Consider the following 24,894-nt stretch of genomic DNA (forward strand, 5'->3'; position numbering starts at 1 on the left):
TGATGAATATGGCAGATAAAACGGATATATTGGATAATCCATTATATTTGGAGGATGTAAGGTATGTGGCGGACCTGGATCTTTCCTGGGACAGTCTTCAGGATAAGAGGGTTCTGATTACCGGGGCAAGCGGATTGATTGGCAGCTTTTTCGTTGACGTGTTGATGGAACGGAACCGGGCCCATTCCATGGGCTGCAGTATATGGGCGCTGGGGCGTAATGAGGAGGCTGCAAGGAAGCGGTTTTTCAGGTATCTGGACAGTCCCTGGTTCCATTTTGTGCCTCATGATATAAATGATTCGCTGGAAGGCAAAATGGATGAAGCCTTTGATTATATCCTGCACCTGGCAAGCAATACCCATCCGGTGGCTTATGCCACGAATCCGGTTGCTACCATAACCACCAATGTTTTGGGAACGGACCATCTGCTGAGATATGCTGTAAGCCATAATGTCAAGCGGTTTGTTTTCGCATCCTCCAATGAGGTCTACGGGGAAAACAGGGGGGATGTTGAGTTTTTTAATGAAACATACTGCGGCTATATTGATTCCAATACCCTCCGCGCAGGATATCCGGAAAGTAAGCGGTGCGGGGAAGCTTTATGCCAGGCCTACCACAAGGAGCTTGGAATTGATGTGGTGATTCCGCGTTTTACCCGCTCTTATGGGCCGACTATGCTCATGTCTGATACAAAGGCAGTCTCCCAGTTCATACGCAATGGAATAAGGGGACAGGATATCGTGCTTAAAAGTGAGGGAAACCAGTATTATTCCTATACCTACGCGGCAGACGCTGCGGCTGGGCTTCTTGCGGTAATGCTTTGCGGGAAATGCGGGGAGGCATATAATATAGCTGACAGTAAATCAGATATTACATTAAGGGATTTATCCCATATTATAGCCGGTTTATGCAATACGGAAGTGATTTTCGAGATTCCGGATGCTGTTGAAAAAGCAGGGTACAGCACCGCCACTAAAGCAAGGCTGGACGGAAGCAGGCTGAAGGGATTGGGCTGGAGCATGAAATACGACATCAGGACAGGCATAGAACGAACCATTGACATAATGAGGAGCAAAGAGTGATGACTGCACAGGAAATCATAAAGGAGCTGCCCAAAGGGCTGATTAAATGGTATGAATTTAAGAAAGGTACCAGGGCGCTGTATATAATGGGTCATGGGAATCTGGAGCAATCCCTGAAAGAGTCTCTCATGGAATGTGGATTATATGTGGAATGCGCGGCCATGGATGAGGTGGATGGCTGGGCTGCGGATGAGATGGAGGGCCGTACAGTTGATGGGTTTTATGACAGGACCTTGTCCGGCTATGAATATATTCTGATGTCGTCGGCTGTTGAACAGGCTGAACCGGAAGCAGGGCTCATCAAGCTGTTGAAGAAAGTACGCACACTGCTTAAGGCGGACGGGAAACTGTTCCTGGTAACGGAAAACAGAATGGCTGTCCGTTATTTTTGCGGGGACAAGGATCCCTTTACCGGACGCAATTTTGATGGGATAGAAAACTATAAACGGGTAAGTGCATTTGACAAAAAACGCCTTGCAGGAAGGCTGTACTCAAAAGCAGAACTTACAGGCATACTGGAACAGGCTGGTTTCCCATACCACAGATTCTATTCTGTTTTTCCGGATATCACCAGTCCGCAGATTCTGTTTGCAGAGGATTATACACCGGATGAGGAGTTGGATATCCGTATATTTCCCCAGTACCATAGCCCGGATACCGTGTTTTTAGAGGAAGAAAATCTATATACATCCATGATACAAAACGGGCTGTTTCACAAGATGGCCAATGGTTTTCTGATTGAATGCTCTTTGGAGGCGATATGTTCCAATGCATCCCAGATTACGGTTTCAACGGAACGGGGAAAAGAGAATGCGCTGTGTACTATCATTGTGCGGGACGGAATGGTTATAAAAAAACCGTTGTATGCAGAAGGCAGAAGGAAGCTGGGAAAGCTTTGGGAGAATAACTGCTATCTGCAGCGGCATGGCGTAAGGATGATAGAAGGCAGCCTGGTGGACGGAACCTTTGTTATGCCATTTGTGGATGGGATGTCCATGGTAAAGCATTTCCGTCAGCTGATGGCAGAGAATAAAAATGAATTTCTCCGCCAGTTCGATTGCTTGTGGAACCTGATTCTTCATTCCTCGGAGCATGTGGCCTATGATGCTGTGGATTGGGATCATTTTAATCCGCGATGGGATGAGGAAAAGAATGAATTAAAACAAAAGAAGATTGACAGAAGTAGATGGAAAAAGGTTGCCTTTGGTTCAGATGAGGACAGGGAAGCCCTTGGGGCAGTATTGGAGCGGGGATACATTGACCTGGTATTGCTGAATGGATTTGTGGTCAACGGGGAATATGTTTTTTTTGATCAGGAATTATATGTGGAGAATCTTCCGGCGAAAGCAATCATGCTGCGTAATATAGACCTTTTATATCATGGGGACACCAGAATGGAGGTTATACTGCCCAGGAAGGAATTGCTGGAACGATATAAACTTGACAGCTGCATAGAGATTTATTACGCACATATCGGACACTTTTTAAACAAACTCCGGAATGACGACATTTTGTATTCCTATCATCTGGCGCACAGGAGAAATCATGAGATTGTCCATTCCAACCGCCAGCGTATGAATTATTCAGCACAAGAGTACCAGCGGCTGTTTGTAGATATATTTAAGAATCTGGATAATAAAAAGCTGTATCTGTTCGGATCCGGCAACTTTGCCCGGAAATTTCTTGCGCTGTATAGGGATGAGTATGAGATAGCGGGAGTGATTGATAATAATGAAACAAAATGGGGTACTGCAATAGAGGGGATTGAAATTGCAGCACCGTCTGTGTTAGAAGGACTTGACGCCGGTACATACAAGGTCATTATCTGCATTAAGAATTATGTGGGAGCTTTCAGACAGGTAAGAGACCTGGGCGCCATAAACATAGGCATTTATGACCCTAATACAGAATATCCGCGGAGACAGGGAAAGGTCTTTAACGGGCCGTTATCTGGTACACAGGTAAAGAAAAAGTATCATATCGGGTATGCGGCAGGGGTATTTGACCTGTTTCACGTAGGACATCTCAATTTACTCCGGCGTGCCAAAGAGCAGTGCGATTATCTGATTGTGGGGGTGGTGACGGATGAGGGAGTACGCAGAAATAAACAGACGGACAGTGTAATCCCTTTTGAGGAACGTCTTGCTATGGTTCAGGCATGCAGATATGTGGATGAGGCGGTTGAAATACCATTTGAATTTTGCGATACAAAGGATGCCTATTTGAAATACCAGTTTGATGCCCAGTTTTCCGGCAGCGATTATGCCCGGGATCCTGCCTGGCTGAAGAAGCGGGAGTTTCTGCGGGAACATGGAGCTGAACTTGTGTTTCTTTCCTATACGGAGAGTACAAGCTCCACTAAGATAAAAGAGATGATTAATAGAAAGTTGTTGTAATATAGCCTTGAGTTATGTTTAACAGTGCATCGGATGCTGAACTCTATGAGCTTCTGACCGGTTTAGGTAAATGGCAAATGTTCGGGTGTAGACTATATTCGTCTGGCAGGTCAGATGGATCAAATCAGCGTCAGGCAAAACAAAGGATGGGGAGAAAAACATGCGTGTTATGAATAAAAGAAAGCTTTTAAGGCTCCTGGATACCATGCAGTCCATGCATAGGGTAATAGCCGCCGCCGATATGCAATGCATGTCAGGATATGTGGAGGATTGCTGTCAGGCCGCTGCGGCAATTGATGAGACAGTGAAGAAAAGTATAAGCAATATGGAGAAAATAGCAGAGGATGAAGCTATCTCCAACCTGCTGGCTGCCTACCGCAGCAATCTGTCGTCCTTACACACCTGCGCTGCCTCCGGTATGCTCCGGGCCTCCGTTCTGTCCGGCCTGGATGATATACTGGACCAGGCGGCATCGCTTATCACCGGACTACCCGACACCTTCCTTGTGGTATTCATGCCCTACAAGGCGGAGATGTGGGACAGCATGGAGAGCATATGGCTGGCCTGCCGGGAGGACCCTGCATGCGAATGCCGGGTAATGCCCCTGCCGTATTATGAGTATGATAAGGCCCGGGGAGGCTGGAGGCAGTGCTATGACGGGGAGCGGTTCCCGAAAGAGGTACCGGTGACAGACTACAGGCAGTATTCCCTGGAATCCGCCTGCCCGGATCTGGCCTATATCCATAATCCATATGATGACTGTAATTATGTTACAAGCATTGACCCGGCGTATTATTCTTCAGAGCTTAAGAAATATGTGGGGAAGCTGGTCTACGTTCCATATTATGTAACCTCCGGCTTTTTCTCCCAATGGGAACTTCCGGCCTACCGCAATGTGGACTATATGATCATACAGTCAGAGTTTGTTAAGGAGAGTATGAGGGAGATGCATTATTACCACAAGGTGCTTCCCCTTGGCTCCCCCAAGCTGGATAAAGTGATACAGACATGCAGGTCAGGGGCGCAGATGCCCGAATCGTGGAGGCAGGTTCTGGAAGGCAGGAAGTCCCTGATGCTTAACACCAGTATTAACCGCTTCCTCAGTGACGGGGAACATATGCTTAAGAAGCTGAAGCTTGTGTTTGACACGTTTAAGTATCAGAACCGTGTTGCCCTGATATGGCGTCCCCATCCCCTGCTGGAGGCCACCATACGATCCATCCGCCCGGACCTTTTAGAAGAGTACCGGAGTCTGACGGCGGATTTTATGGACAGCCATATTGGCATATGGGATGATACGCAGGACATTACGAATACCGTGGCCCTTGCTGACGGATATATCGGGGAAGACGCCACCTCGGTGGTGAATCTGTTCATGGCTGCGGGAAAGCCTGTTTTTATTCTTAATAATTTCATTACAGGCAGTTTTACGCAGGAGGAAAAGCAGCGGTTTAAGATAGCGGACGCGGTCAGCCATGAAGGGAAGCTCTGGATGACCGGCGCGGAATATAATGCCCTTGTATGTATGGAGCCACAGGACGGAAGAATCGACCTGGCGGACCGGCTGAAGGGACAGCCTAAATGGAAACCGGCCTATCTATTTATGGCAGCCAGGGGGAATGTTCTGTATCTCTCGCCTTCAGCATCGGGTATGCCCATGGCTTATGATATGAAAACAGGGGAGCAGATGCCGCTGTTTGAACAGCAGCAGGACGTGAATCTGTGCTTCCAGAGGATTTTTTGTTACGGGAACCGGATATTCTACGTCCCCTCTTACAGGAATCCAATCATGGAGTATGATTGTGATACAAAACAATGGAAATTCCATGAAGCATGGATGGATGGGCTGTTAAAAGGGGCCGGGGCTAAGGAGTGGGCGCAGAAAGCAGCCAACAGGGAGTTGGGCATTACTTCCGGCGCATGTGAATCCGGCGAATATCTGTGGATTTCAGCCCCCTATACCAATCAGCTCCTCCGCTTTTCCATGGCAGACAGCACATACGCCTTTTTCACGGCAGGAGAGGAGGACACCGGATATTCAGGAATGGCGGTTGACCGGGATTGTATATGGCTGGCCGAAGTCAAAACCCGTGACGTTGTCAGGTGGGATATCCGGACAGGAGAGACGCGCAGATTCCGCGTGTCTGGCAGACTGTCCGCCAGAAAATGGCGGTATGATGAATTGCCATACGCCACCGGCCTGCTCAATATGGGACAATACCTGGTCATCATTCCCTCGTTTTCCAACGGAGTCATTCGGTTTGACAAGGCGGCCGGCGGCATGACGGTCCTGACGGCGGAATTCTTCGGGCAGGCTGACCTGGAAGCCAACGGTTACTGCCCGCAATATCACGCTACCTGTTCCTTTGCCAAGAAAATGGACGATACCACAATTCTGGTGCAGCGTAGCCGTGATGGAAAAACAGCCGCCATCAATGTGGAGGATAATACCTGCACCGCCTTTTACCCAACCCTGTCGGATGAAGATTACGGAAAACTGACCAAAGGGGAGGATGGATTTGAAAAGATAGAAAAGAAGTATGGATTTTTCTGTTATGAAAGCCGTATATTCTCCCTTGGGGGCTTCATGGATGCATTGGCAGAGGGAAAACTTAAGGCGGTAAGGTCCCGTCAGATGAAGGAACTGGAGACAATGGCCGCTAATCTGGACGGTACCTGCGGAAAAAAGGTACACGCGCATATGATGAGGATTTTACAAGGGGAAACAATTTAAGAAATGATGAGAAGTATCCAGGCCGCAGCTTATGAAGTTGCGGCCTTTTACTGTGTGTAGAATGAATGGAACAGCTCTCCTCAGCATGTTGACAAGGTATAGAAAGTTATTGTTTTGAAACGATATTGTAATATGTTAAAACCATATTTATCCTGAATATACGCAAATATCATTTGAATTAAATCTTATGATTTTTTCCGTCGGTGTTATCCTCAAGGGGACTTGTACATTCAAATATTTTCTGCTGCATTTTCAGAAGCTCTTTTGCCATGATCAGGAGATAGTCCTGTGTGTCCGGCAGCAGTTGGGAAAACAAATCCAAAAGCTCTTTTTTATGAGGAGACGATACAAACATTTCTCCTTGTCCGCTTACCAGATATTGTTCTGATACATTGAATGTGATACAGATGATGCGGACATATTTGTCGGATAAAGGGCGTATGCCGTTTTCAATCATGGAATAAGAGGTCTGTGTTATTCCTAAAAATTTAGCGAATTCTGTCTGTGTGTACCCAAGGGCCTTTCTTACCTGCTTTAAACGCTGAAGCACGAGTTTACCTCATTTCTGTTTACATGTAGCTGATTCTGCCTGGCCGCCTACCATTCTCATTTGTGCGGATAATTTTTTTGTCAAGTAGGGGGAGTATATCCCTATGATAAACCAAAAAAGCAGATTTGAACATACCAAACATGATTTTAAAATACACATTTATAGTATTTTAATCCCGATTGGCTGATTATACAGCCTGTTCTGCCGCAATGTAATAGAATCTATACGATTTTTTTATTTTATCATATCACAGGATTAATAAAATACAAGGTTTATAAATTCTCATCATTCCTCATAATTCTAAAAATATACAATTTCCTACCGTACTTCTCCGGTAACAAATTTCGCGTAGATTGACGAAAAATAGGATTTTTTTGATAGTTAAGTCATATTTTAATTGATTTTTTATTAATTTAGTGATATTGTAATATCACAAAGATAATAAAAATACATCTGTTTCTTACCATATAAAGGAGTGATATGAAAAGTATGGAAAAGTCAAGGTCTGAAGAGATGGCTATGATTTTCAGGCAGCTTTCACCTATTAATCAGCGATACTTTCTAATGATGGTTCAAGTGGCAGATGTTGCGGAAAAAAATGCCGGAAGAAAGAACTGGACTCAAATGGAACCCGGGCAGGGGAATCGGGAGGTTTAGGTTTCCCTGCCTGTTTGTCATGAAAAAAGGAGTACAAAAGATGTCAGGATTTTATGGAAATGGAATCGCGCTTACGGAAAAGGTGCTGGATTATCTGTGGGGCAGACAGAATATAACGCTTAATAATATAGCTAATGATGACACGCCCGGATTCAAGTCACAGCAAGTGACCTTTGAAGACGAACTGATACGTAAACTCCAGGGCGCGGGGAAGGAAATGGATAATCCGCTGGAGGTTTCCAGGGCCATTGACGGGGTACAGGCCAGGCTGCGGACGACCTGGACGGAGTCCAGCCGTCTGGACGGCAACAACGTGGACATGGACCAGGAGCAGGTGGAATTGGTACGCGCCGCTTACGAGTATCAGTATATGGTCAGTTCCATCAGTAATGATATCACACGCCTGCGCAGTGCTGCGAAGGCATTTTAACGGCACGGGGAATGGATTTACAAACAGGCCCAGGGACAGGGAAGGGAAATGAATATGGAAACAGGAACATCGTTTATAACGTTAATGAAAGAGTGGGAACCCATTCGGGAGTTGTCCTCTTCAAAGGGAAATACAAATGATTCATCAGAGGCACCTGTATTTAAGGATGTGCTTAAGAATGTGGTCGGTCAGGTTTATACCACACAAAAGGATGTGGAAAAGAAACAGTACCTGCTGGCTACAGGCCAGCTGGACGACGCGCATTCGCTTCCCATAGCGGAGGCAAAGGCGGCGCTGAGCCTTGAGGTGATGATTTCCCTGCGGAATAAGGCCATGGAATCATACAGCGAGCTGATGAAGATGAATGTCTGATTTTTACATAAACAAAAGCAAAAGGCTGGATTAACATGCAAAGATTAAAAGAACACTGGCAGAATCTATCAGACAAGTCAAGAAAAATGCTTATGGCAATTGCAGGAGGGACTGCTGCAATTGCCATTATTGCGGTGTTGGTTCTGAAACTGGGGACGAACACGGATTATAGTACCCTGTTTACGGGCCTTAACCAGGAGGAAGCCCAGGAGGTGGTGGCCCTTTTGCAGGAAGAAGGGGTTGACTACCGCTTTAATGACAAGGATGGGGCAATCCGCGTTCCTGCGGTAAAGGCGGATCAGACCAGGGCCGAGCTTCTCAGCAAGGGGTATCCCAAAAGCGGCTTTACCTATGATATGTACCGCAACAACGCGGGGCTTATGACAACGGAGTCAGATAAGAAACAATATACCCTGTATGACTTACAGGACAGGCTGGGAGCGCAGATACGCCTGTTTGAAGGCGTACAGGACGCCAAGGTGACCATCGCAGAAGCGGCGGAGCAGAAGTATGCCCTTCAGGATAACACCAATACGGATGCGTCTGCATCCGTGGTTGTTACCATGGAGGCGGGGCAGAGCCTGAATGACAGTAAGGCAGCGGCAATCAAGAACCTGATAGCCAGGTCGGTGAGAGGACTGAATTTCACTAATGTGGCTGTTTTTGACGCGGACACAATGATGGAGGTAGGGGGCAGCGCTGCGGGCGAGGACGCCTTTGGCAGCGCCAAGGACCTGACAGCCCTTACCAGCCTGATTGAGAACAATATCAGCGTGAATGTGCGCCGCGTGCTGGAAAAGCTGTACGGACCGGGCAATGTGGCTGTATCGGTAAAGGGAACCCTGAACATGGAACGGCTGATACAGGAGAACACGCAGTACAGCACGCCGGAAAAGATTAATGAGCAGGATAAGACAGGACTCCTTAACAGGGAAGATACCGTCAATGAGAATTCGGCGGCATCGGACCAGGGGGCCGGGGGCGTGGCGGGAGCTGACGCCAATGCGGACACCCCGCGCTATACCAACCAGGATAACACCCAGGCCATAGCGGACAGCTACAGCAACAGCAGCGCCACCAGGGAATGGCTTTACAATTCGGTAAAAGAACAGCGCCAGGTGGACCCGGGCGTGCTGGAAAACGCAACCGTGGGTATTGTGATCAACACAGATGATACCACCACGGTGACCAATAACCAGCTGATTAACCTGGTGGCTGATTCTGCGGGCATCCCCCGGGACCTGGCCAATCAGAGCATTACCATTGTGAGGGCGCCGTCCCAGGAAACAGTACCGGTAATTACCCCGCCTGAACAGCCTCAGACGAAGGAGGACGGTCTGCCTCTTCCTATCGTGATAGCCATGATAGCGGGCGGAATCCTGATTCTCCTGCTCCTTTTACTGCTGCTTATGGAGAAGAGGCGCAGACGCAGGAAGGCGGACGAGTATGTGGACGCCCCCAATATGTACGTTGTGGAGGAAGAAGCCAGGGCGCCTGAGACAGAAGCTCCGCCTGTCAATGTACTTAATACCGAGGCAGGGCTTCAGATGCAGGCGGAGAACGCTGAGATGGAGCGCAATGAGGAAATCCTCAATCTCAGGATGCAGCACAGCCTGAAGCTGAAACAGAACATAGGGGAATTCGTGGACCAGAATCCACAGATAGCGGCCAAGCTGGTACAGAGCTGGCTCAGAGGGGAGGTAGGGGATATTGCCGGAAACCGCAGAAGAAAAGAAAGATAAGACAGAAGCAGCCAAGGGGCCTGTGGATATTAAAAACATGGATACAAAGCAGAAAGCAGCTATTGTGGTTGTCTCCCTTGGAGCCGACCGGGCTTCCCAGATTTATAAATATCTGAATGAGCAGGACATTGAGGACCTGACGTATGAGGTGGCAAAGATGGGAAGGACCACCAACAGCCAGGTGGAAGGCGCGCTGGACGAGTTTTATAAGCTCTGCCTTACCCATAAGATGATGACGGACGGCGGGCTTGATTATGCCAGGAATGTCCTGGAAAAGGCCTTTGGGGAGACAACGGCCAGAAGCCTTTTGGAGAAGGTGTCCAAAACCCTTCAGTCCAAGCCCTTCAACTTCTTTATGAAAGGGGATCCCAAAGCCCTTTTGTCCCTTCTGCAGCATGAGCGTCCTCAGGTAATCGCGCTCATCATGTCCTATATGGACCCGGAGCAGGCGGCGCAGGTGCTGGAACAGCTGCCTGAGGCCAAGCGGATACCGACCCTGGAAGGTATGGCCAAGATGGACCGGGTATCACCGGAAGCCATTGCCATTGTGGAGGAGGAGATGAAGCGCAAGTTCGCCACCATCATTACCAGCGAGGACAATATGAACCTGGGCGGCGTGGATTATGTGGCGGATATCATGAACCATGTGGACCGCACCAATGAAAAACGCATTTTTGATGAGATGGATAAGACCAATCCTGAGCTGGCCCAGAGCATCCGTGACAAAATGTTTGTATTTGAAAATATCATGGATATGGACGACCGTTCCGTACAGCGTTTTGTCCGTGACTGTGATGCAAGGGATATTGTGTATGCGCTTAAGAGCGCATCGGATGAGATGAAGCAGGTATTTTTCTCCAACATGTCAAAACGTATGGCTGAAACCGTACAGGCCGACCTGGAGATTACCACCAATGTCAGGATGAAGGATGTGGAGGAAGCGCAGCAGCGCATTGTTAATATCATCCGGAATCTGGAGGATGCCGGTGAAGTGATTATCAAGAAGGGGGGAGATGATGACAACATCATCGTCTAGCTGCATCATAAAACCGGGAACAGGAATAGAGATAGTGCAGTTTGTCCCTCCTGCCCAGACCGATATCCCGCCCCAAATGCAGAAAAGCGGGGGAAAGGGGGCGGAGCATACCCCTGCTGGGAAAAATAGTCCCGAACCCGCCCGGGGGACGGCGGGAGCGGGAACCGCGGATATGGTGGAGGATGCCAGGGAGCAGGCCCGGCAGATCCTGTTAAAGGCCAACCAGATGGCCGGGGATATCCTCAGGGAAGCAGGGAAACAGGCGGAGCAGCTTAAGAAAACCGCCATAGAAGAAGGCTGCAGGGAAGGGTTTGAAGCAGGATACAAGTCAGGAACCGAACAGGCTGCCATGGAACAGGCTGAATTTTTCAGGCGCCAGGAAGAAGAATTCAGGCGTGATATGGAACAGGCCATGGCATCCATTGGCCAGGCAAAGGAAAAAAGCCTTAGGAACTACCTGGAGGAACTAAAGGACTGTTCGGTTGCCATTGCTGAAAAGGTCATACACATCAGCCTCAGGTCCAGCGGGGAAGTCATCAAGAGGATGCTTGTAGCTGAGACGGAAAAGCTGAGAAAGACGGCCTGGGTCAAGATATACATGGAAAAGACGGATTATGACATGATGGCGGAGGCGGACGCGGATGTGGTCAGCGAATTGGCCAAGCTGTCGGACAATATAAAATTCGTGGTCATGGACAAGGAGTCCAGCGGAAACTGCATCATTGAGATGCCGGATGAGATTGTGGATATCAGCGTTGACACCCAAATGGACAACATCCGGGAGATACTGGGAAATATCAGGTTTTAGGAGTGCTTATGTTTGAGAAAATCCCCAAGCTGATTGCCAAGTCAGAAACAGTCAGCCATATTGGGAAAATTGAAAATGTGGTGGGTATGCTGATGGAGGCTTCCGGCGGCCGGTCCAGTATCGGCGATATCGTGATGATCTATAACGAGGAGCAGAACTGCCAGATGCCGGCCGAGGTGGTGGGCTTTAAGGATGGAAAGATACAGATCATGACGTACGAGGCCACAAGCGGAATCACCTCAGGAAGCTTTGTGCGCAATACCAAACGCCGCCTGAAGGTGCCTGTGGGGGACTTCCTCATAGGCAGGATCATTGACGCCCTGGGGGAGCCCATAGACGGCAAGGAGGGGTTTAAGGCAAACCGCTTCTACACGGTCAGCAGTCCCTATACCAACCCCTTAAACCGTCCCCCCATCAGGGAGCGCCTGGAATTTGGGGTCAAGGCCATTGACGGGCTGAATACCATTGGAAAGGGCCAGAGGATAGGGATATTTGCCGGCTCTGGCGTGGGCAAGAGTACCCTGATGGGCATGATAGCAAAGAATGTGAAGGCGGATATTAATGTCATCGCTCTGGTGGGGGAGCGTGGAAGGGAAGTGCTGGAGTTTGTGGAAAAGGATCTGGGGGAGGAGGGGATGCGCCGCTCCATTTTGGTGGTGGCCACCTCGGACCAGCCGGCCATGCTGAGGATGAAGTGTCCTCTGGTTGCCACCACCATAGCGGAATACTTCAGGGACCAGGGCAATGATGTACTGCTCATGATGGACTCCCTTACCCGGTATGCCATGGCCCAGAGGGAAATCGGCCTGGCCATCGGGGAACCGCCCATAGCCAGAGGCTACACGCCTTCCATATACGCTGAATTCCCCCGGCTTTTAGAGCGGAGCGGCAATTTTAACAAGGGCTCCATAACCGGTGTGTACACCGTACTGGTGGAAGGGGATGACACCAATGAACCCATAGCGGACACGGTCCGGGGTATCCTGGACGGGCATATTGTACTGAGCCGCCAGCTTGCCAATGAGAACCATTTCCCTGCCATTGATATTGGGGCCAGTATATCCAGGCTTATGGTGGAGGTGGTGGGGGAGGAACACAGGAGGGCTGCCTCGCGTTTCCGCAATATGCTGGGCCTGTACCAGAAGAATTCGGACCTTATTTCCATCGGCGCCTATAAGAAGGGGACCAACACGGCCCTGGACGAGGCGGTTGCCAAAATTAACAGCATGAATTCATTTTTACAGCAGGGTATAGACGAGTCATTTACTTACGATGAAACCCTGAGGCTGATACAGAACATTGCAGGTTAAAGGAGGGAAGGCCGTTGAAGCGGTTTAAATACAGCCTTGATACCGTACTGGATTATAAGACCCAGGTGCTGGATGAGCTCAGGTCAGAGCATGCGGTCATTGCCAGGAATGTTATGACGAAACAGGAGCAGATTGTCCGGCTGAAGGAAAAATTAAACGGATTCCAGGAGGGATTTGACCAGACAAAATCCACGGGCGCTTCCATTGAGAACTTCCGTCTTTACGACATGTGTATTGGCAGGATGGAAGAAATCATCAGCCAGGAAAAGGAAGAGCTGTCTTTTTTAAGAAAGCGGGAAGAGAGCAAGAAGAAAGAGGTGATTTCCGCCAAGGTGGACACTTCCAAGTTTGAAAAACTGAAGGATAAAAGGATGCAGGCTTACCAGAGGGCTGAGATGAAGGAAGAAGAGGGGTTTGTGGAAGAATTCATCATCAGGGACATTACCAGGAGCCGGAACTAGTGTGCCGACCTGTTGATATTCAGGCAAACCTCCTTGTCTATTTTCCTGATAGCACGGGTCAAAAATACTCAGCGTAGCCACCGCTACGCCTCCGTTTTTTGACCTGCACTCTCAGAAAAATATCCTGCGGAGTTTTACCAGAAATCAACAGGTCAGCACACCGGGGCCGTATATAGGGCTGTTAAGGTAGTCACAGCTGTCAGGCTGTTGATTATAAATATCACATAGAAAGGAGGGACAGGTTTGATAAGGATGGATATGACGCAGATGGTGCGGCAGGCCGTGGATACCGCTGGTCCGGATGTATCTGTTAACCGGGATAAAGGGGATGACAGGAGCGGGACGGATTTCCTGCGGATGCTAAGAGGCAGGCAGCAGGCCCTGGACCGCCGGGAAACAGAAGAACGGCTGTCAAAGAAGGGGGAAACCAGGGACAAGCCAGGCCCGGCGGATAAAAAGGATAATGATGCCGGGGAACCGGTGTCCGGGCGGATTCCGCTGGAGGCTGTTAAGGCAGACACAGGCGGTGTCCTGAAGGATTTCACCTTTCAATTCCGCATGGATCCGGGTCAGCTGCCGGAGCAGTGGGATGCCGCTGTTTCAGACGCACAGGGTTCGGGCCTTTGGGTGCAGGTACAGGCGTCGGCTGTCCGGGAGGACGCGGCAGATGCGTTAGGACAGGAGGCAGGCCAGGGGCTGCCGGAGGATGGGAATTTTGGTCCGGGAATCCTTGGGGATATGGTGCAGACGGTTTTGGATGCAGATGTAAGTCCCGCAGGACAGACGGACGGTTTATTCAAGGCATTAGGAAAAGAAGAGGCGTTTCCTGTGCTCATGGCAGAAGACCGTAATCAGGAGGAACCTGCAATGGTCCGGCCGGCAGAAGGATTTACGAAACCGGAGCAGCAGGCGGCCGGCCCGGAACAGACCGTTCCCGAGATTCCTGTTAAGGCACAGACCCGGGACAGCGCGGCCGGCAATGGTCAGCCAGAGGAGGAACTGCCTTTGGCCCATGCAGCGGATTCCCAGCAGGCTGTGCAGCCCAAGGACTATGGAATTGCGGGACAGGCAGGGACCCAAAGTCCGGTAAGGACAAACATGGAGGAACTGCCGGAGGCATTTGCCAAGACCCTGGCAGACAGGCTGCCGGAGCGTGACGGTACGCTGACCATTGAGTTTGAGCCTGCTTCTTTGGGGAAGGTGACACTGAGGGTCATCTATGAAGCCGGGCGCACATCGGTATCCCTGATGTCGGACAACCCCAAGACCCTGGAAATCCTCAGCCAGAACGCAGGTCAGATAGCAGGAATCCTGGAGGATAAGACGGGCAGGGAGACGGTGATTTACACCTATCAGTCCCAGCAGCAGTTTGGGGATTCAAGGGAAGGCGGCAGGGAAGGCCGCAGGGAGCCCGGTGAACAAAAGGACGACAGAAGGAGGGGGCAGCGGGATTCTTTTGCCCAGCAGCTCCGGCTGGGCCTTATATAGACAGGAGGATTTAAAACGATGGCAGATAATGTTTCGGTAAGCGGGACCACAGACCCTTATACCCAGCAATATTATTCAGCAGGGTCCACGGAAAAGAATACGCTGACAGTTACCAGCTTCATCAAGCTTCTGGCAGCGCAGCTGGCCAATCAGGATATGACCAATCCCATGTCCAACAGTGAGATGATGGGTCAGATGACACAGATGGCCATGGTCCAGTCCATGGGCGCCATGACGGATTCCATCACCACGTCAACGGCAGTTACCAGCCAGACTTACGCGGCAGGTCTTGTGGGACAGGAGCTTACGGTGGCGGTGACCAAGGAAGGGCCCAACGGCCTGCCGGTGCCGGTGGATGTTAAATATGGAAAAGTGGAATCAGTGAACCTGACCGGCGGAGTGCCTATGCTTAAGCTGGAAGGCGACGATGAGGAATATCCTCTTTCCTATGTCCTTGGCATCGGCCGCATTGATAACCCCTATGCGGAAGATGAGGATGAAGAAGGGGGAAATGAGGGAGGAGAAGGCGATAAGGTAACGGAAAAAGGCAAGACGGAAAACCCCCTCCTTGATGAGAACCTGTATGTCTGATTTTCATGCATGTCAGGAAGGAATAAGATGATGGGAATAAATGGAATATATAATCCGGGTTTTGCCCAGACGGACGGAAGCAGTAAATCCGTGTCTGTCCGGGACGGGAATGGAAGCAGCGCCAGCTTTGGCGAACTACTGAAGGCCCGTATGGATGAAAGCCTGAATTTTTCCAAACATGCTTCCAGACGTTTGGAGGAAAGAGGCATCGCGGTGGACAGCCAGCTTTTGGGCAGGCTTGAACATGCCGTGGAAGAGGCGCGCAGAAAAGGCGCCAGGGATGTTGCGGTGATTGGAAGCCAGGGCGTATTCATTGTCAATGTACCCAATAACGTGGTGGTCACCACCATGACGCAGGACGATATGAAAGACAGAGTTTTCACAAATATTGATAGTGCTGTCCTGATGTAGGCAGGACTGAGAGAGTGCCTGGCCGGATGCCCGAAGCGCACCGGCAGGGACAGCGGAAAGGATTCAATCATGTTAAGAGCAATGGACTCAGCGGTCGCAGGTTTGCGGGCGCATCAGAGCAAATTAGACGTTATAGGTAATAACATAGCAAATGTAAACACTTTTGGATTCAAGGCCCAGACCTTTACCTTTAAGGAGGCCATGTACCAGAGCGCGGTCAATTCCACAGGAGGGGTGCTGGGAACGGCGGCAGGAACCAACGGCGCCCAGTACGGATACGGAACATTGATGGGTTCCATCATCACGGACATGACGGCCAGCACACCGTCCCAGGTAGGCGGTCTGAACGCATGTCTTAATGCCCAGGGATTTTTCATCACGGCATCGGTTCCGGACAAGTCCACCTCCATGACGGGAACTGACACAGCTGAAATCACGGCCAATATCAAGGGAGCCGGTTATGAATATACCCGTGTGGGTCAGTTCCAGCTGGACAGCCGGGGACACCTTACGGATGGGAAAAACTTTGTCTACGGTTTCCGGACAAAAGACGATGCAACCGATGTGGAAACCGACAACCTGGTATCCCTGCGGGTTCCCACTGCCGCAAAACTGTCAATCGCGGCGGACGGTACATCCACATGGGACCTGGAGTTTGATGATGACGCGGAATCACTGCTGACTTCCAGTATACAGATTAACAGCCTGGGTGAGGTTACGGTGACAATCCCGGTGGAGGTGACCAAGGGCGGCGCCACGGTAACCGAGGACCGTCAGGTATCCATCGGCAAGGTTGCGGTGGCCACGTTCCAGAACCAGGAAGGCCTTATGAAGGCAGGCGGCAGCTACTATGTGGCTTCCACAGGCGACAACTCAGGCGCCTGCTCAGCCACTGTGCCGGGAGGGGCCACCTCCTCCCTTATGAGCGGTTATCTGGAGGCGTCAAACGTAGACCTGGCAAAGGAGTTTTCGGAGATGATCACAACCCAGAGGGGGTTCCAGGCCAATTCAAAAATCATCACGGTCAGTGATGAGATATTATCGGAACTGGTTAATATGAAGCGTTAAAAGACAACTGCTTTCCCTGGTTCTTAAAAGGACCGGGGAAAGCCTTGGAAAGAGGGGCTATATGATTAAAGTCATCCGCCTGAACGGAGAAATACTCTACCTCAATTTATTCCAGATTGAATATATGGAGTCGATTCCGGAGACAAAGATAAAAATGATGAACGGTAATTATTACCTGGTAAAAGATACGGTTGATTCAATCATAAAACAGGAAGCGGGATTCCTGAACAACTGTATCAGCTTTGAGGACAAATCAAAGTAAAGCTGTGGGCACAGGAGGCATCGTAACATGGACATAACAACACTGATTGGAATTGTAGTTGGCACTTTCCTGATAGTAAACGGAATCGGAACCGACAAATTGGGGAATTTCGTGGATAAGTCCAGTATCCTGATTGTTGTGGGAGGGACCCTTGCAGCTACGGTTGCAAGCTATCCCCTGTCCATCCTGATGGATATCCCCAAACATATCATGGTCCTTTTCAGGGGGAAACAATATAACATTCCGAAACTTGTTGAGCAGCTGGTGGATCTGGCCATGATTGCGCGTCAGAGCGGCCTTCTGGCCCTGGAAGAAAAGGCGGATGAAATCAAAGATCCTTTTTTCAGGCAGAGCGTGCTTATGATTGTGGATGCCAATGACCCGGATAAAGTCCGTTTTGTGCTGGAGCGGGAACTGGAGAACATGATGACCCGCCATGACGAAGTGGCGGGATTGTATGAAAAGGCGTCGGCCTATGCCCCCGCCTTCGGCATGATAGGGACCCTGGTAGGACTGATCAATATGTTAAAGGGGCTGAATCTGGATGACGGGGGAGGAGCCACAAATTTGGGACAGGATATGTCAGTGGCCCTGATTACCACCTTCTACGGAAGCGTGCTTTCCAACCTGATTTTCCATCCCATTGCAAAGAAACTGCGCATACGCCAGGACGAGGAGGAACTATATTGTTCCACCATCATAGAAGGAATCATTGCAATCCAGTCAGGAGAGAATCCCAAGTACTTAAGGGAGCATCTTCTGGCCTCCATCAAGCAGTCCCAGCAGAGAAAGCTTTTGTCAAAGGCAGAAGCCGGCAGCGCCAAGGGCGGAGGTGGCGACAGTGAGGAATAAAAGAAAACGGCCCACCGACGGCGGCGGGAACTGGATGGATACATATGGGGATATGGTCACCCTGCTCCTTACTTTTTTTATCATGCTGTTTGCCATGTCCAATCTGAATGAGCAGAAGTGGGAGGTATTTGTGCGGAGCATATATCCCCGGTCCACCCAGGAAGTGCAGGAACAGGTGTCCATTAATTCACCTGTTGGTAATGCCGAGAGCGAGATGGAGGGGACGCTGGATGTTCCTGAGACTGAAACCCCGGTCGACATTGACAAGCTCTATCTGACCCTGGCTGAACGGATGAATGAGATTGGGATTGACGGTGTGACCGTATCCAGAGGTGAGGATTATACCTTCATTGTTTTTGAGGACAAGACTTTTTTTGACGGTGACAGTTCCATCCTGACAGACCAGGGCAAGACTACACTGGATGTATTCTGTGATGTCATAGGCCCTGCTCAGGATGGGGTGTCGCAGATCAACATTATGGCGCATACGGCCCAGGGGGACCCGGACAGGCCAAATAATCCCAGGACGGACCGCATGCTGTCTGCCATGCGCGCCGCGGAGGTATGCATATTCATACAGGAAAAGGGCGTCATCAAGCCTGAAAAGCTGGTGAACATAAGCTATGGGCAGTTCCGCCCGGTCGCGGATAACAGCACACGGGAGGGCCGGACCAAGAACCGCCGTGTGGAGATACTGATGATTGACGAGGGCGCGGACCTTCATTCCATGAACCGGTATTACGATGAATACAACAGCGGTGTGAATGCGGACAGGACCGTGGTCACGGGCCAGGGCCAGGATGACGATGGGTCCGGTCATGGGTTTGCGCCTGCAGCTCCCAGCGCTGACGGCGTGTCCACTACCATGTCTCCTGCGGCGGACATTCCGGAGAGCGCGTCTGCTGAACCTGGTTTTCCTTCCGGGGATACGGCAAAAGAGACCGGAGGAACAGCGGCTGAATAAATTTAGTAAAGGTGGCTTTAGCAATGGCAGATGTATTATCCCAAAGTCAGATAGACGCGCTTCTTAAGTCCATGCAGGGCAGCGGGCCTGAAGAAGAGGTGCAGGCGGTTGAACAGAAGACAGAAGCAGAAGAAACAAAATACAGTAAATATGATTTTTACAGTCCAAGGAAGTTCACCAAGGACAAGATGAAAATACTCAACAGTGTCTTTGAGAATTATGCCAGGATACTGACTTCCCAGGTGAACGGCATATTCAGGGTGCTGACCGATATTACGGTTCTGGAGGTCCAGGAGCGCAGATATTATGAGTTTGTGAATTCGCTGCATGAGAATGACAGCATCACCATGGCAAATGCGGAAATCCAGGACAAGATCAAGAATAGTGTCCCGCTTATGCTCCACGTCACCCCTGGGCTTGTGATTACGCTTATCAACCATATGCTGGGCGGCGGTGACGAGATTGTCAGGGTAGAGCAAAAGTACCGCTATTCGGATGTGGAGGTGGCCTTATACCGGCGGATAGTGGAATATTTTGTCCTGGCCTTAAAGGACGGATTTTCCAATTACATCAATGTCAGCTTTAAGATCCAGAGGGTGGAGGAAAATCCCAGCATGGTCCAGGAGGTGGGCCTGGATGAAACAGTGGCCATTGTGCACCTGAATGTGGATGTGGCGGGATTGGCGGTTGAAAAGATAAAGCTCTGTATACCGGGAACCCTGCTTGAGTTCATTTTCCATCTGATAGACAGCCGCAAGCACATAGCCAGGGGCTTTGCCTATGAGGACAACAAGGAAGCGCTCCTGGATCATATCCGTTTCTCCCCGCTTCCCATAACCGGGCAGCTGGGAACCGTGGAGCTGGGCCTTCGGGATCTGGCGCAGCTTCAGGTGGGCGATGTGATCAGCCTCAATAAACCCAAGGACAGCCATCTGAAGGTATTTGTGGGGAGACAGCCCTGGTTTACCGGAAAGATGGGAGTTTACAAGAAAAATGTGGCAATCCGTATAGAAGACAGAATCTATGCCGGGCCGGAGAAAGAGCGGGATAAGGAAATCCTGGATGAGTAAAAATACAAATATAAAGTGAGGGAAAGCACAATGGAAAAGATTATGTTGGTAGATGACGCTGCATTTATGAGGATGATGATTAAGAATGCATTGACACAGAAGGGCTACAGCAATTTTGTGGAAGCCCAGGATGGGGCGGAAGCCGTGAAAAAGTATGATGAGGAAAAACCGGACCTGGTCATCATGGATATTACCATGCCCAACATGGACGGACTTCAGGCCCTTAAGAAAATCAGGGAATCAGATACCTCCGCCAAGATTGTCATGTGCACGGCCATGGGCCAGGAGAGCATGGTTGTGGACGCCATCAAATCAGGCGCTAAGGATTTCATTGTAAAGCCCTTTAATGCCGAGAGGATTGTCCAGACCGTTAATTCAATTTTAGGCAAATAAGGAGGAAGGAAGATGGCATTTTTAAGCTCATTTGATATCTGCGCCTCCGGCATGAGCGCGCAGCGTGTAAGGATGGATATCGCTGCTGAAAATATAGCCAATATTGACACGACCAGGACAGAGGCAGGAGGACCGTACCGGAGGAAGGACGTGATGTTTGAAAGCTACGGCGCCGGCTCCTTTCAGGAAGCCCTGTTAAGCGCCTCCCAGGGAAAGGGCTTTGCCAGCAGGAACGCGGGAGTAAGGGTATCCGGCATTGTTGAAGATGACAGGGAGATGAAGAGGGTATACAACCCCGGCCATCCGGACGCGGACGCGGATGGATATGTCAGCCTGCCCAATGTGGATTTACTGAAAGAGACAGTTGACAGCATGTCGGCCACCAGGTCATACGAAGCAAATGTAACAGCCCTGAACGCGATGAAGCTGATGGTACAGAAAGCACTGGAGATTGGAAAGTAAAGGCACAGGTTAAGACTGATGATACAAGAAGGAGATAAAAATGGGCGTTAGCGACTTTAATGATATGGAACTGGACGCCATAGGCGAAATAATGAATATCAGCCTTGGTGCGTCCGCCACAGCGGTTTCCACCATGCTGGGCACAAAGGTGAACATTACCACACCTGTGGTACGGGTACTGACAAGCGATGAATTTGAGTTCAAGAGCCTGGAGCCGGCGGTAGGCGTGGAGATAGCTTATACGGAGGGCCTTGAGGGCAGCAATATCATGATGTTCCGCCGCAACGACGTGCGGATTATCGTGGGAATGCTCATGGGGGCCGATATACCAGATGAAGAATTTGAAATGAATGAAATTAATGTGAGCGCAATTTGCGAGGTCATGAACCAGATGATGGGGTCTTCGGCCACCGCGCTCTCGGAATTTCTTGGGAATCCCGTAAACATATCTACGCCTGTTTCTTTTCCGATTGAAAGTGAGAATGGTTTTAAAGAAAAATATTTCACCTCCGGCGTGAAGATGGTGGTGGTCCGTTTTTCCCTGGAGATAGAGGGAAAACTGGAAAGCGAATTCCTGAATATCATGTCGTCCAAGCTGGCAAAACACCTGCTGGAGCCCTTTGAAATCAGTTTCCAGCAAGCGGAACAGTACCAGATGGAGGAGGATGCGAGAAAGCAGGCTGAGGCAGAAAAGCAGGCTGAGGCAGAAAAGCAGGCGGAAGCAGAAAAGCAGGCGGAAGCAGAAAAGCAGGACGGGGAAGTGCGGGAGGAACCGCAGCAGGAGCAGACACCATCCATGCAGGAGGAGCAGCCGGCACCAGAGCAGGAGATGCAGCCAGCGCCCATGCAGGGGATGCAGCCGGCGCCCCCACAGCAGATGCAGGCCGCGCCAGAGCAGCAGATGCAGCCAGCGCCCATGCAGGAGATGCAGGCACCACCCATGCAGGAGGCACAGCTAGCGCCCACGCAGGAGATGCAGCCGGCGCCCCCACAGCAGATGCAGGCAACACCAGAGCAGCAGATGCAGGCCGCGCCCCCACAGACGCCCAGCCAGTCCCAGTCCTCTGACAGCGCTGTCCGGACCGGGGCGCAGACGGCTTCCGGACAGATTCCGGAGCAGCCTCAGTATGTTACACAGGCAGGACAGGCCCAGCCTCAATATGCCCCGGCCATGGGCCAGTCTGTGATATACCAGTCCGCCCCGGACCCTGTCATGCTTCAGCTTCTGAACCAGATGCAGCAGTCCCAGGCCCAGATGATGGAATTCATGAAGGACATGAAGGCAAAGGAAAAGCAGCAGCCCCCAAGGGACAACATCCTGATCCATCCGGTTAACTCCCCGCAGATGGAGACCGGGGTGGAAGAAGGGGCAGAGGAGCGGGCCAACCAGGAAATGCTGATGAAGGTCCCGCTGGAACTTTCTGTGGAAGTGGGAAGGACCAAGAAACTGGTTAAGGACATATTGGAACTGACCCAGGGTTCCCTGGTGGTATTGGACAAGATGGCAGGCGAGCAGGCCGACCTGTTCGTAAACGGTCAGTGTGTCGCAAAGGGGGATATCGTGGTGGTGGAAGATAATTTCGGCATCCGTATCACAGAGATTGTGGCCAGGGACCTGAACCCGGAGATTTTATGATGAACGACAGCTTTTTTTCATTGGCAGGCGCAGTGCTTACCGTGGGATGCATCCTGTTTCTGGCATACTGGTGCAGCCGGCTCATGGGAAAGACATACATGAAAGCCACATCCGGACGGAACCTTAAGATTCTGGAACAGGTCCGGATCAGTGCTGATAAACAAATCCTTCTTGTGAAGCTGCAGTCCCACATGTACCTTATCGGCGTCAGCCAGGCCGGAATCCAGCTTTTGGAAAAGCTGGAAGAGGAATACAAGGAACCAGAAGAAAGGGAGGAGACAGATGAATGATCTTCTTGCCGGCCTGAACGGAGGCAATGTCCCGGCGCTTGATTTGATATTCATGATTACCCTGGTGGCTTTGCTGCCGTCCATTGCGGTGATGATGACCTCCTTTACCAGGACCATCATCATACTGTCATTTACAAGGAACGCCATGGGAATCCAGCAGACCCCTCCCAATACGGTCCTGGTAGGGATTTCACTGTTCCTGACCCTCTATATCATGAGTCCGGTCATCGGCAGGGTCAATGCCGAGGCGTATGAACCCTATACCCGTGGCGAGATAACCCAGATGGAAGCAGTGCAGAGGATGGGGGTTCCAATAAAGGAGTTCATGCTAAGGAACACGGAAAAGGAGACCCTGGACCATTTTGTGGAAATGTCCGGAACCCAGACAGAGGAACGTGTGGAGGACTATCCCTTTACCGTGGTGACCCCTGCTTTCATGACCAGCGAGCTGAAGCGGGGGTTTGTGGCGGGATTTCTTATCTACCTCCCCTTCCTGCTGATTGATATCGTGGTAGCCACCACCCTGATGTCCATGGGTATGGTAATGCTTCCACCCACCATGGTTTCACTTCCCTTCAAGCTGCTGCTGTTTGTGACTGTTAATGGCTGGGAACTGCTGTTTTCCAGCATTGTCAGGAGTTTCCGTTAGGAATCCTGAGTCAGGAGGTAATTATGAGTAATTTACAGGTGCTTGACATCATGTACCAGGCATTCCAGCTGGCCCTGAGACTTTCCATGCCTTTCCTGCTGGTGAGCATGGCCGTGGGCGTCCTGATTGCCATATTCCAGGCCGCCACCCAGATTAATGAGCAGACCATGACCTTTGTCCCAAAGCTTCTGGCCATCCTGGCCATGATGGGGATCCTGGGCAGTTCCATGCTTGTGATGCTTCAGGACTTTACCCGGCAGGTGTGCGCCATGATAGCGGGAGGTTAACAGGGAATGCTCATCTTATTCTCCCTGATTGTCATGCGCATGAGCGGGGCCATTGCCTTAAATCCCATGTTCGGAAGGACCAACCTGCCCTCCGCTGCAAAGGCAGGCTTCGTGTTCCTTTTGTCCCTGTTACTCTATACCACCGGAGGAGCGGGTCTGTACCGTGAACCTGCCACCATGCTGGAGTACGGCGTCATGCTGCTGCTGGAGCTGTTTGTTGGCTTTACCCTTGGGTTTGCAATGGAGCTGTCGGTCATGGTGGTGCGTTTCGCGTCGTCCGCAATGGACTATGTGATGGGCCTTAACATGGCCCAGATATATGACCCCCAGTACAATACCCAGATGACAATTACGTCGGGAATGTATTACGCCTTCCTGATGCTGCTGTTTTTTGCAATGGACGGCCATCTCAGGCTTCTTGAGATATTCTACGGCTCGGCCCGTCTCATTCCCTTTGGGGCGGTGCGCATAAGCCCGGGGCTGGCAATGGCTGTCCTGGACATGTTCAGGCAGAGCATTGTCATGGGGCTTCAGTTTGCCCTGCCTGTGGTGGGAATGGAACTGGTTGCGGAGACCGCGGTGGGCATCCTCATGCGGATCATACCGCAGATAAATGTGTTTGTGGTCAACTTCCAGGTAAAAATCATCGTGGGCATGCTGATGCTCCTGTTCCTGTTTTCGCCCATGTCGGACAAATTATATGGTGTCCTGGATTATATGTTCCAGTGGCTGGACCATATGGTCAGGCTGATGGCCTGAGACAGGCCCAGGGAACACCGTTTCCCAGAAGGCCCGCAAAGGGGCGGATGAAGGTAACGGGGCCAGGAAAGGAACGGGGCATAGAGCGGAACAAGGCGCAGAACGGAACAGGGCACAGAAAGGGAGTGAGGGAC

At 50.6% G+C, this 24,894-nt stretch carries 26 protein-coding genes; 25 read left to right on the forward strand and 1 reads right to left on the reverse strand.

The window, feature by feature from the left end; translation table 11 throughout:
• Positions 1-8 precede the first annotated feature (8 nt).
• From LI015_RS01400 to LI015_RS01410, 3 genes are all read left to right on the forward strand, one after another.
• The gene (locus LI015_RS01400) at positions 9-1,082 is read left to right on the forward strand and encodes an NAD-dependent epimerase/dehydratase family protein (protein ID WP_227123822.1); all 1,074 of its coding nucleotides are present in this window, start codon (positions 9-11) and stop codon (positions 1,080-1,082) included.
• Positions 1,082-3,478, forward strand: coding sequence for an adenylyltransferase/cytidyltransferase family protein (locus tag LI015_RS01405; RefSeq protein ID WP_227123825.1), 2,397 nt, complete (start codon positions 1,082-1,084; stop codon positions 3,476-3,478). Before LI015_RS01400 ends, LI015_RS01405 begins: the two co-directional genes overlap by 1 nt.
• Before the next feature lie 169 nt (positions 3,479-3,647).
• Positions 3,648-6,212, forward strand: coding sequence for a hypothetical protein (locus LI015_RS01410; RefSeq protein ID WP_227123827.1), 2,565 nt, complete (start codon positions 3,648-3,650; stop codon positions 6,210-6,212).
• A 178-nt stretch (positions 6,213-6,390) separates the two neighbouring features.
• Here LI015_RS01410 and LI015_RS01415 read toward each other — a convergent pair whose 3' ends face one another.
• Positions 6,391-6,762 (reverse strand): helix-turn-helix domain-containing protein, encoded by a 372-nt coding sequence (locus LI015_RS01415; RefSeq protein ID WP_117626628.1) that lies wholly within the window; start codon positions 6,760-6,762, stop codon positions 6,391-6,393.
• A gap of 697 nt (positions 6,763-7,459) precedes the next feature.
• Here LI015_RS01415 and flgB point away from each other — a divergent pair.
• The 22 genes from flgB (at position 7,460) to LI015_RS01525 (ending at position 24,760) form a co-directional block, all read left to right on the forward strand.
• Positions 7,460-7,849, forward strand: coding sequence for a flagellar basal body rod protein FlgB (flgB, locus tag LI015_RS01420; RefSeq protein ID WP_117626629.1), 390 nt, complete (start codon positions 7,460-7,462; stop codon positions 7,847-7,849).
• Between the two features lie 54 nt (positions 7,850-7,903).
• Positions 7,904-8,221 (forward strand): flagellar hook-basal body complex protein FliE, encoded by a 318-nt coding sequence (gene fliE, locus LI015_RS01425; RefSeq protein ID WP_117626720.1) that lies wholly within the window; start codon positions 7,904-7,906, stop codon positions 8,219-8,221.
• A 35-nt stretch (positions 8,222-8,256) separates the two neighbouring features.
• Positions 8,257-9,963, forward strand: a complete 1,707-nt coding sequence (locus LI015_RS01430; protein ID WP_227123829.1) for a flagellar M-ring protein FliF C-terminal domain-containing protein — start codon at positions 8,257-8,259, stop codon at positions 9,961-9,963.
• Between the two features lie 37 nt (positions 9,964-10,000).
• The gene (gene fliG, locus LI015_RS01435; protein WP_227124054.1) at positions 10,001-10,999 is read left to right on the forward strand and encodes a flagellar motor switch protein FliG; all 999 of its coding nucleotides are present in this window, start codon (positions 10,001-10,003) and stop codon (positions 10,997-10,999) included.
• Positions 10,977-11,807 carry a FliH/SctL family protein gene (locus LI015_RS01440; protein WP_117626631.1) on the forward strand — a complete coding sequence of 277 codons (831 nt, stop codon included), beginning with the start codon at positions 10,977-10,979 and terminating at the stop codon, positions 11,805-11,807. The genes fliG and LI015_RS01440 overlap by 23 nt, the downstream gene beginning before the upstream one ends.
• 8 nt (positions 11,808-11,815) lie before the next feature.
• Positions 11,816-13,117: a FliI/YscN family ATPase gene (locus LI015_RS01445; RefSeq protein WP_002577846.1), complete on the forward strand. Its 1,302-nt coding sequence runs from the start codon at positions 11,816-11,818 to the stop codon at positions 13,115-13,117.
• Between the two features lie 14 nt (positions 13,118-13,131).
• On the forward strand, positions 13,132-13,578 hold the full coding sequence (locus tag LI015_RS01450; RefSeq protein ID WP_117626632.1) for a flagellar export protein FliJ: 447 nt from the start codon (positions 13,132-13,134) through the stop codon (positions 13,576-13,578).
• A gap of 252 nt (positions 13,579-13,830) precedes the next feature.
• Complete coding sequence (locus tag LI015_RS01455; RefSeq protein WP_227124055.1) at positions 13,831-15,066, forward strand: flagellar hook-length control protein FliK; 1,236 nt, start codon at positions 13,831-13,833, stop codon at positions 15,064-15,066.
• An 18-nt stretch (positions 15,067-15,084) separates the two neighbouring features.
• Positions 15,085-15,657: a flagellar hook capping FlgD N-terminal domain-containing protein gene (locus LI015_RS01460; RefSeq protein ID WP_118017646.1), complete on the forward strand. Its 573-nt coding sequence runs from the start codon at positions 15,085-15,087 to the stop codon at positions 15,655-15,657.
• A 27-nt stretch (positions 15,658-15,684) separates the two neighbouring features.
• Positions 15,685-16,068, forward strand: coding sequence for a TIGR02530 family flagellar biosynthesis protein (locus tag LI015_RS01465; protein WP_117626634.1), 384 nt, complete (start codon positions 15,685-15,687; stop codon positions 16,066-16,068).
• Between the two features lie 69 nt (positions 16,069-16,137).
• Positions 16,138-17,136: a flagellar hook-basal body complex protein gene (locus LI015_RS01470; RefSeq protein WP_117626635.1), complete on the forward strand. Its 999-nt coding sequence runs from the start codon at positions 16,138-16,140 to the stop codon at positions 17,134-17,136.
• Positions 17,137-17,197: 61 nt separating this feature from the next.
• Positions 17,198-17,398 carry a flagellar FlbD family protein gene (locus LI015_RS01475; protein ID WP_117626636.1) on the forward strand — a complete coding sequence of 67 codons (201 nt, stop codon included), beginning with the start codon at positions 17,198-17,200 and terminating at the stop codon, positions 17,396-17,398.
• A 27-nt stretch (positions 17,399-17,425) separates the two neighbouring features.
• Positions 17,426-18,250, forward strand: coding sequence for a motility protein A (locus tag LI015_RS01480; RefSeq protein ID WP_117626637.1), 825 nt, complete (start codon positions 17,426-17,428; stop codon positions 18,248-18,250).
• Positions 18,240-19,214 carry an OmpA/MotB family protein gene (locus LI015_RS01485; protein WP_227123831.1) on the forward strand — a complete coding sequence of 325 codons (975 nt, stop codon included), beginning with the start codon at positions 18,240-18,242 and terminating at the stop codon, positions 19,212-19,214. Before LI015_RS01480 ends, LI015_RS01485 begins: the two co-directional genes overlap by 11 nt.
• A gap of 23 nt (positions 19,215-19,237) precedes the next feature.
• Positions 19,238-20,284, forward strand: coding sequence for a flagellar motor switch protein FliM (locus tag LI015_RS01490; protein ID WP_021895260.1), 1,047 nt, complete (start codon positions 19,238-19,240; stop codon positions 20,282-20,284).
• 30 nt (positions 20,285-20,314) lie between these two features.
• The gene (locus tag LI015_RS01495; RefSeq protein WP_002577856.1) at positions 20,315-20,677 is read left to right on the forward strand and encodes a response regulator; all 363 of its coding nucleotides are present in this window, start codon (positions 20,315-20,317) and stop codon (positions 20,675-20,677) included.
• 12 nt (positions 20,678-20,689) lie between these two features.
• Positions 20,690-21,139, forward strand: coding sequence for a flagellar basal body rod protein FlgC (gene flgC, locus LI015_RS01500; RefSeq protein ID WP_117626639.1), 450 nt, complete (start codon positions 20,690-20,692; stop codon positions 21,137-21,139).
• A gap of 40 nt (positions 21,140-21,179) precedes the next feature.
• The gene (fliN, locus tag LI015_RS01505; RefSeq protein ID WP_227123833.1) at positions 21,180-22,775 is read left to right on the forward strand and encodes a flagellar motor switch protein FliN; all 1,596 of its coding nucleotides are present in this window, start codon (positions 21,180-21,182) and stop codon (positions 22,773-22,775) included.
• Positions 22,772-23,065, forward strand: a complete 294-nt coding sequence (locus LI015_RS01510; protein WP_002577859.1) for a flagellar biosynthetic protein FliO — start codon at positions 22,772-22,774, stop codon at positions 23,063-23,065. The genes fliN and LI015_RS01510 overlap by 4 nt, the downstream gene beginning before the upstream one ends.
• A complete protein-coding gene (gene fliP, locus LI015_RS01515) occupies positions 23,058-23,714 on the forward strand; it encodes a flagellar type III secretion system pore protein FliP (protein ID WP_002577860.1) in 657 nt (218 codons plus the stop codon). Before LI015_RS01510 ends, fliP begins: the two co-directional genes overlap by 8 nt.
• A 23-nt stretch (positions 23,715-23,737) precedes the next feature.
• Positions 23,738-24,001, forward strand: a complete 264-nt coding sequence (locus LI015_RS01520) for a flagellar biosynthetic protein FliQ (RefSeq protein WP_002577861.1) — start codon at positions 23,738-23,740, stop codon at positions 23,999-24,001.
• 6 nt (positions 24,002-24,007) lie between these two features.
• A complete protein-coding gene (locus tag LI015_RS01525; protein ID WP_002577862.1) occupies positions 24,008-24,760 on the forward strand; it encodes a flagellar biosynthetic protein FliR in 753 nt (250 codons plus the stop codon).
• The last annotated feature ends 134 nt before the right edge of the window (positions 24,761-24,894 follow it).

The sequence above is a fragment of the Enterocloster sp. 210928-DFI.2.20 genome (assembly GCF_020554465.1).
GTDB lineage: Bacteria > Bacillota > Clostridia > Lachnospirales > Lachnospiraceae > Enterocloster > Enterocloster bolteae.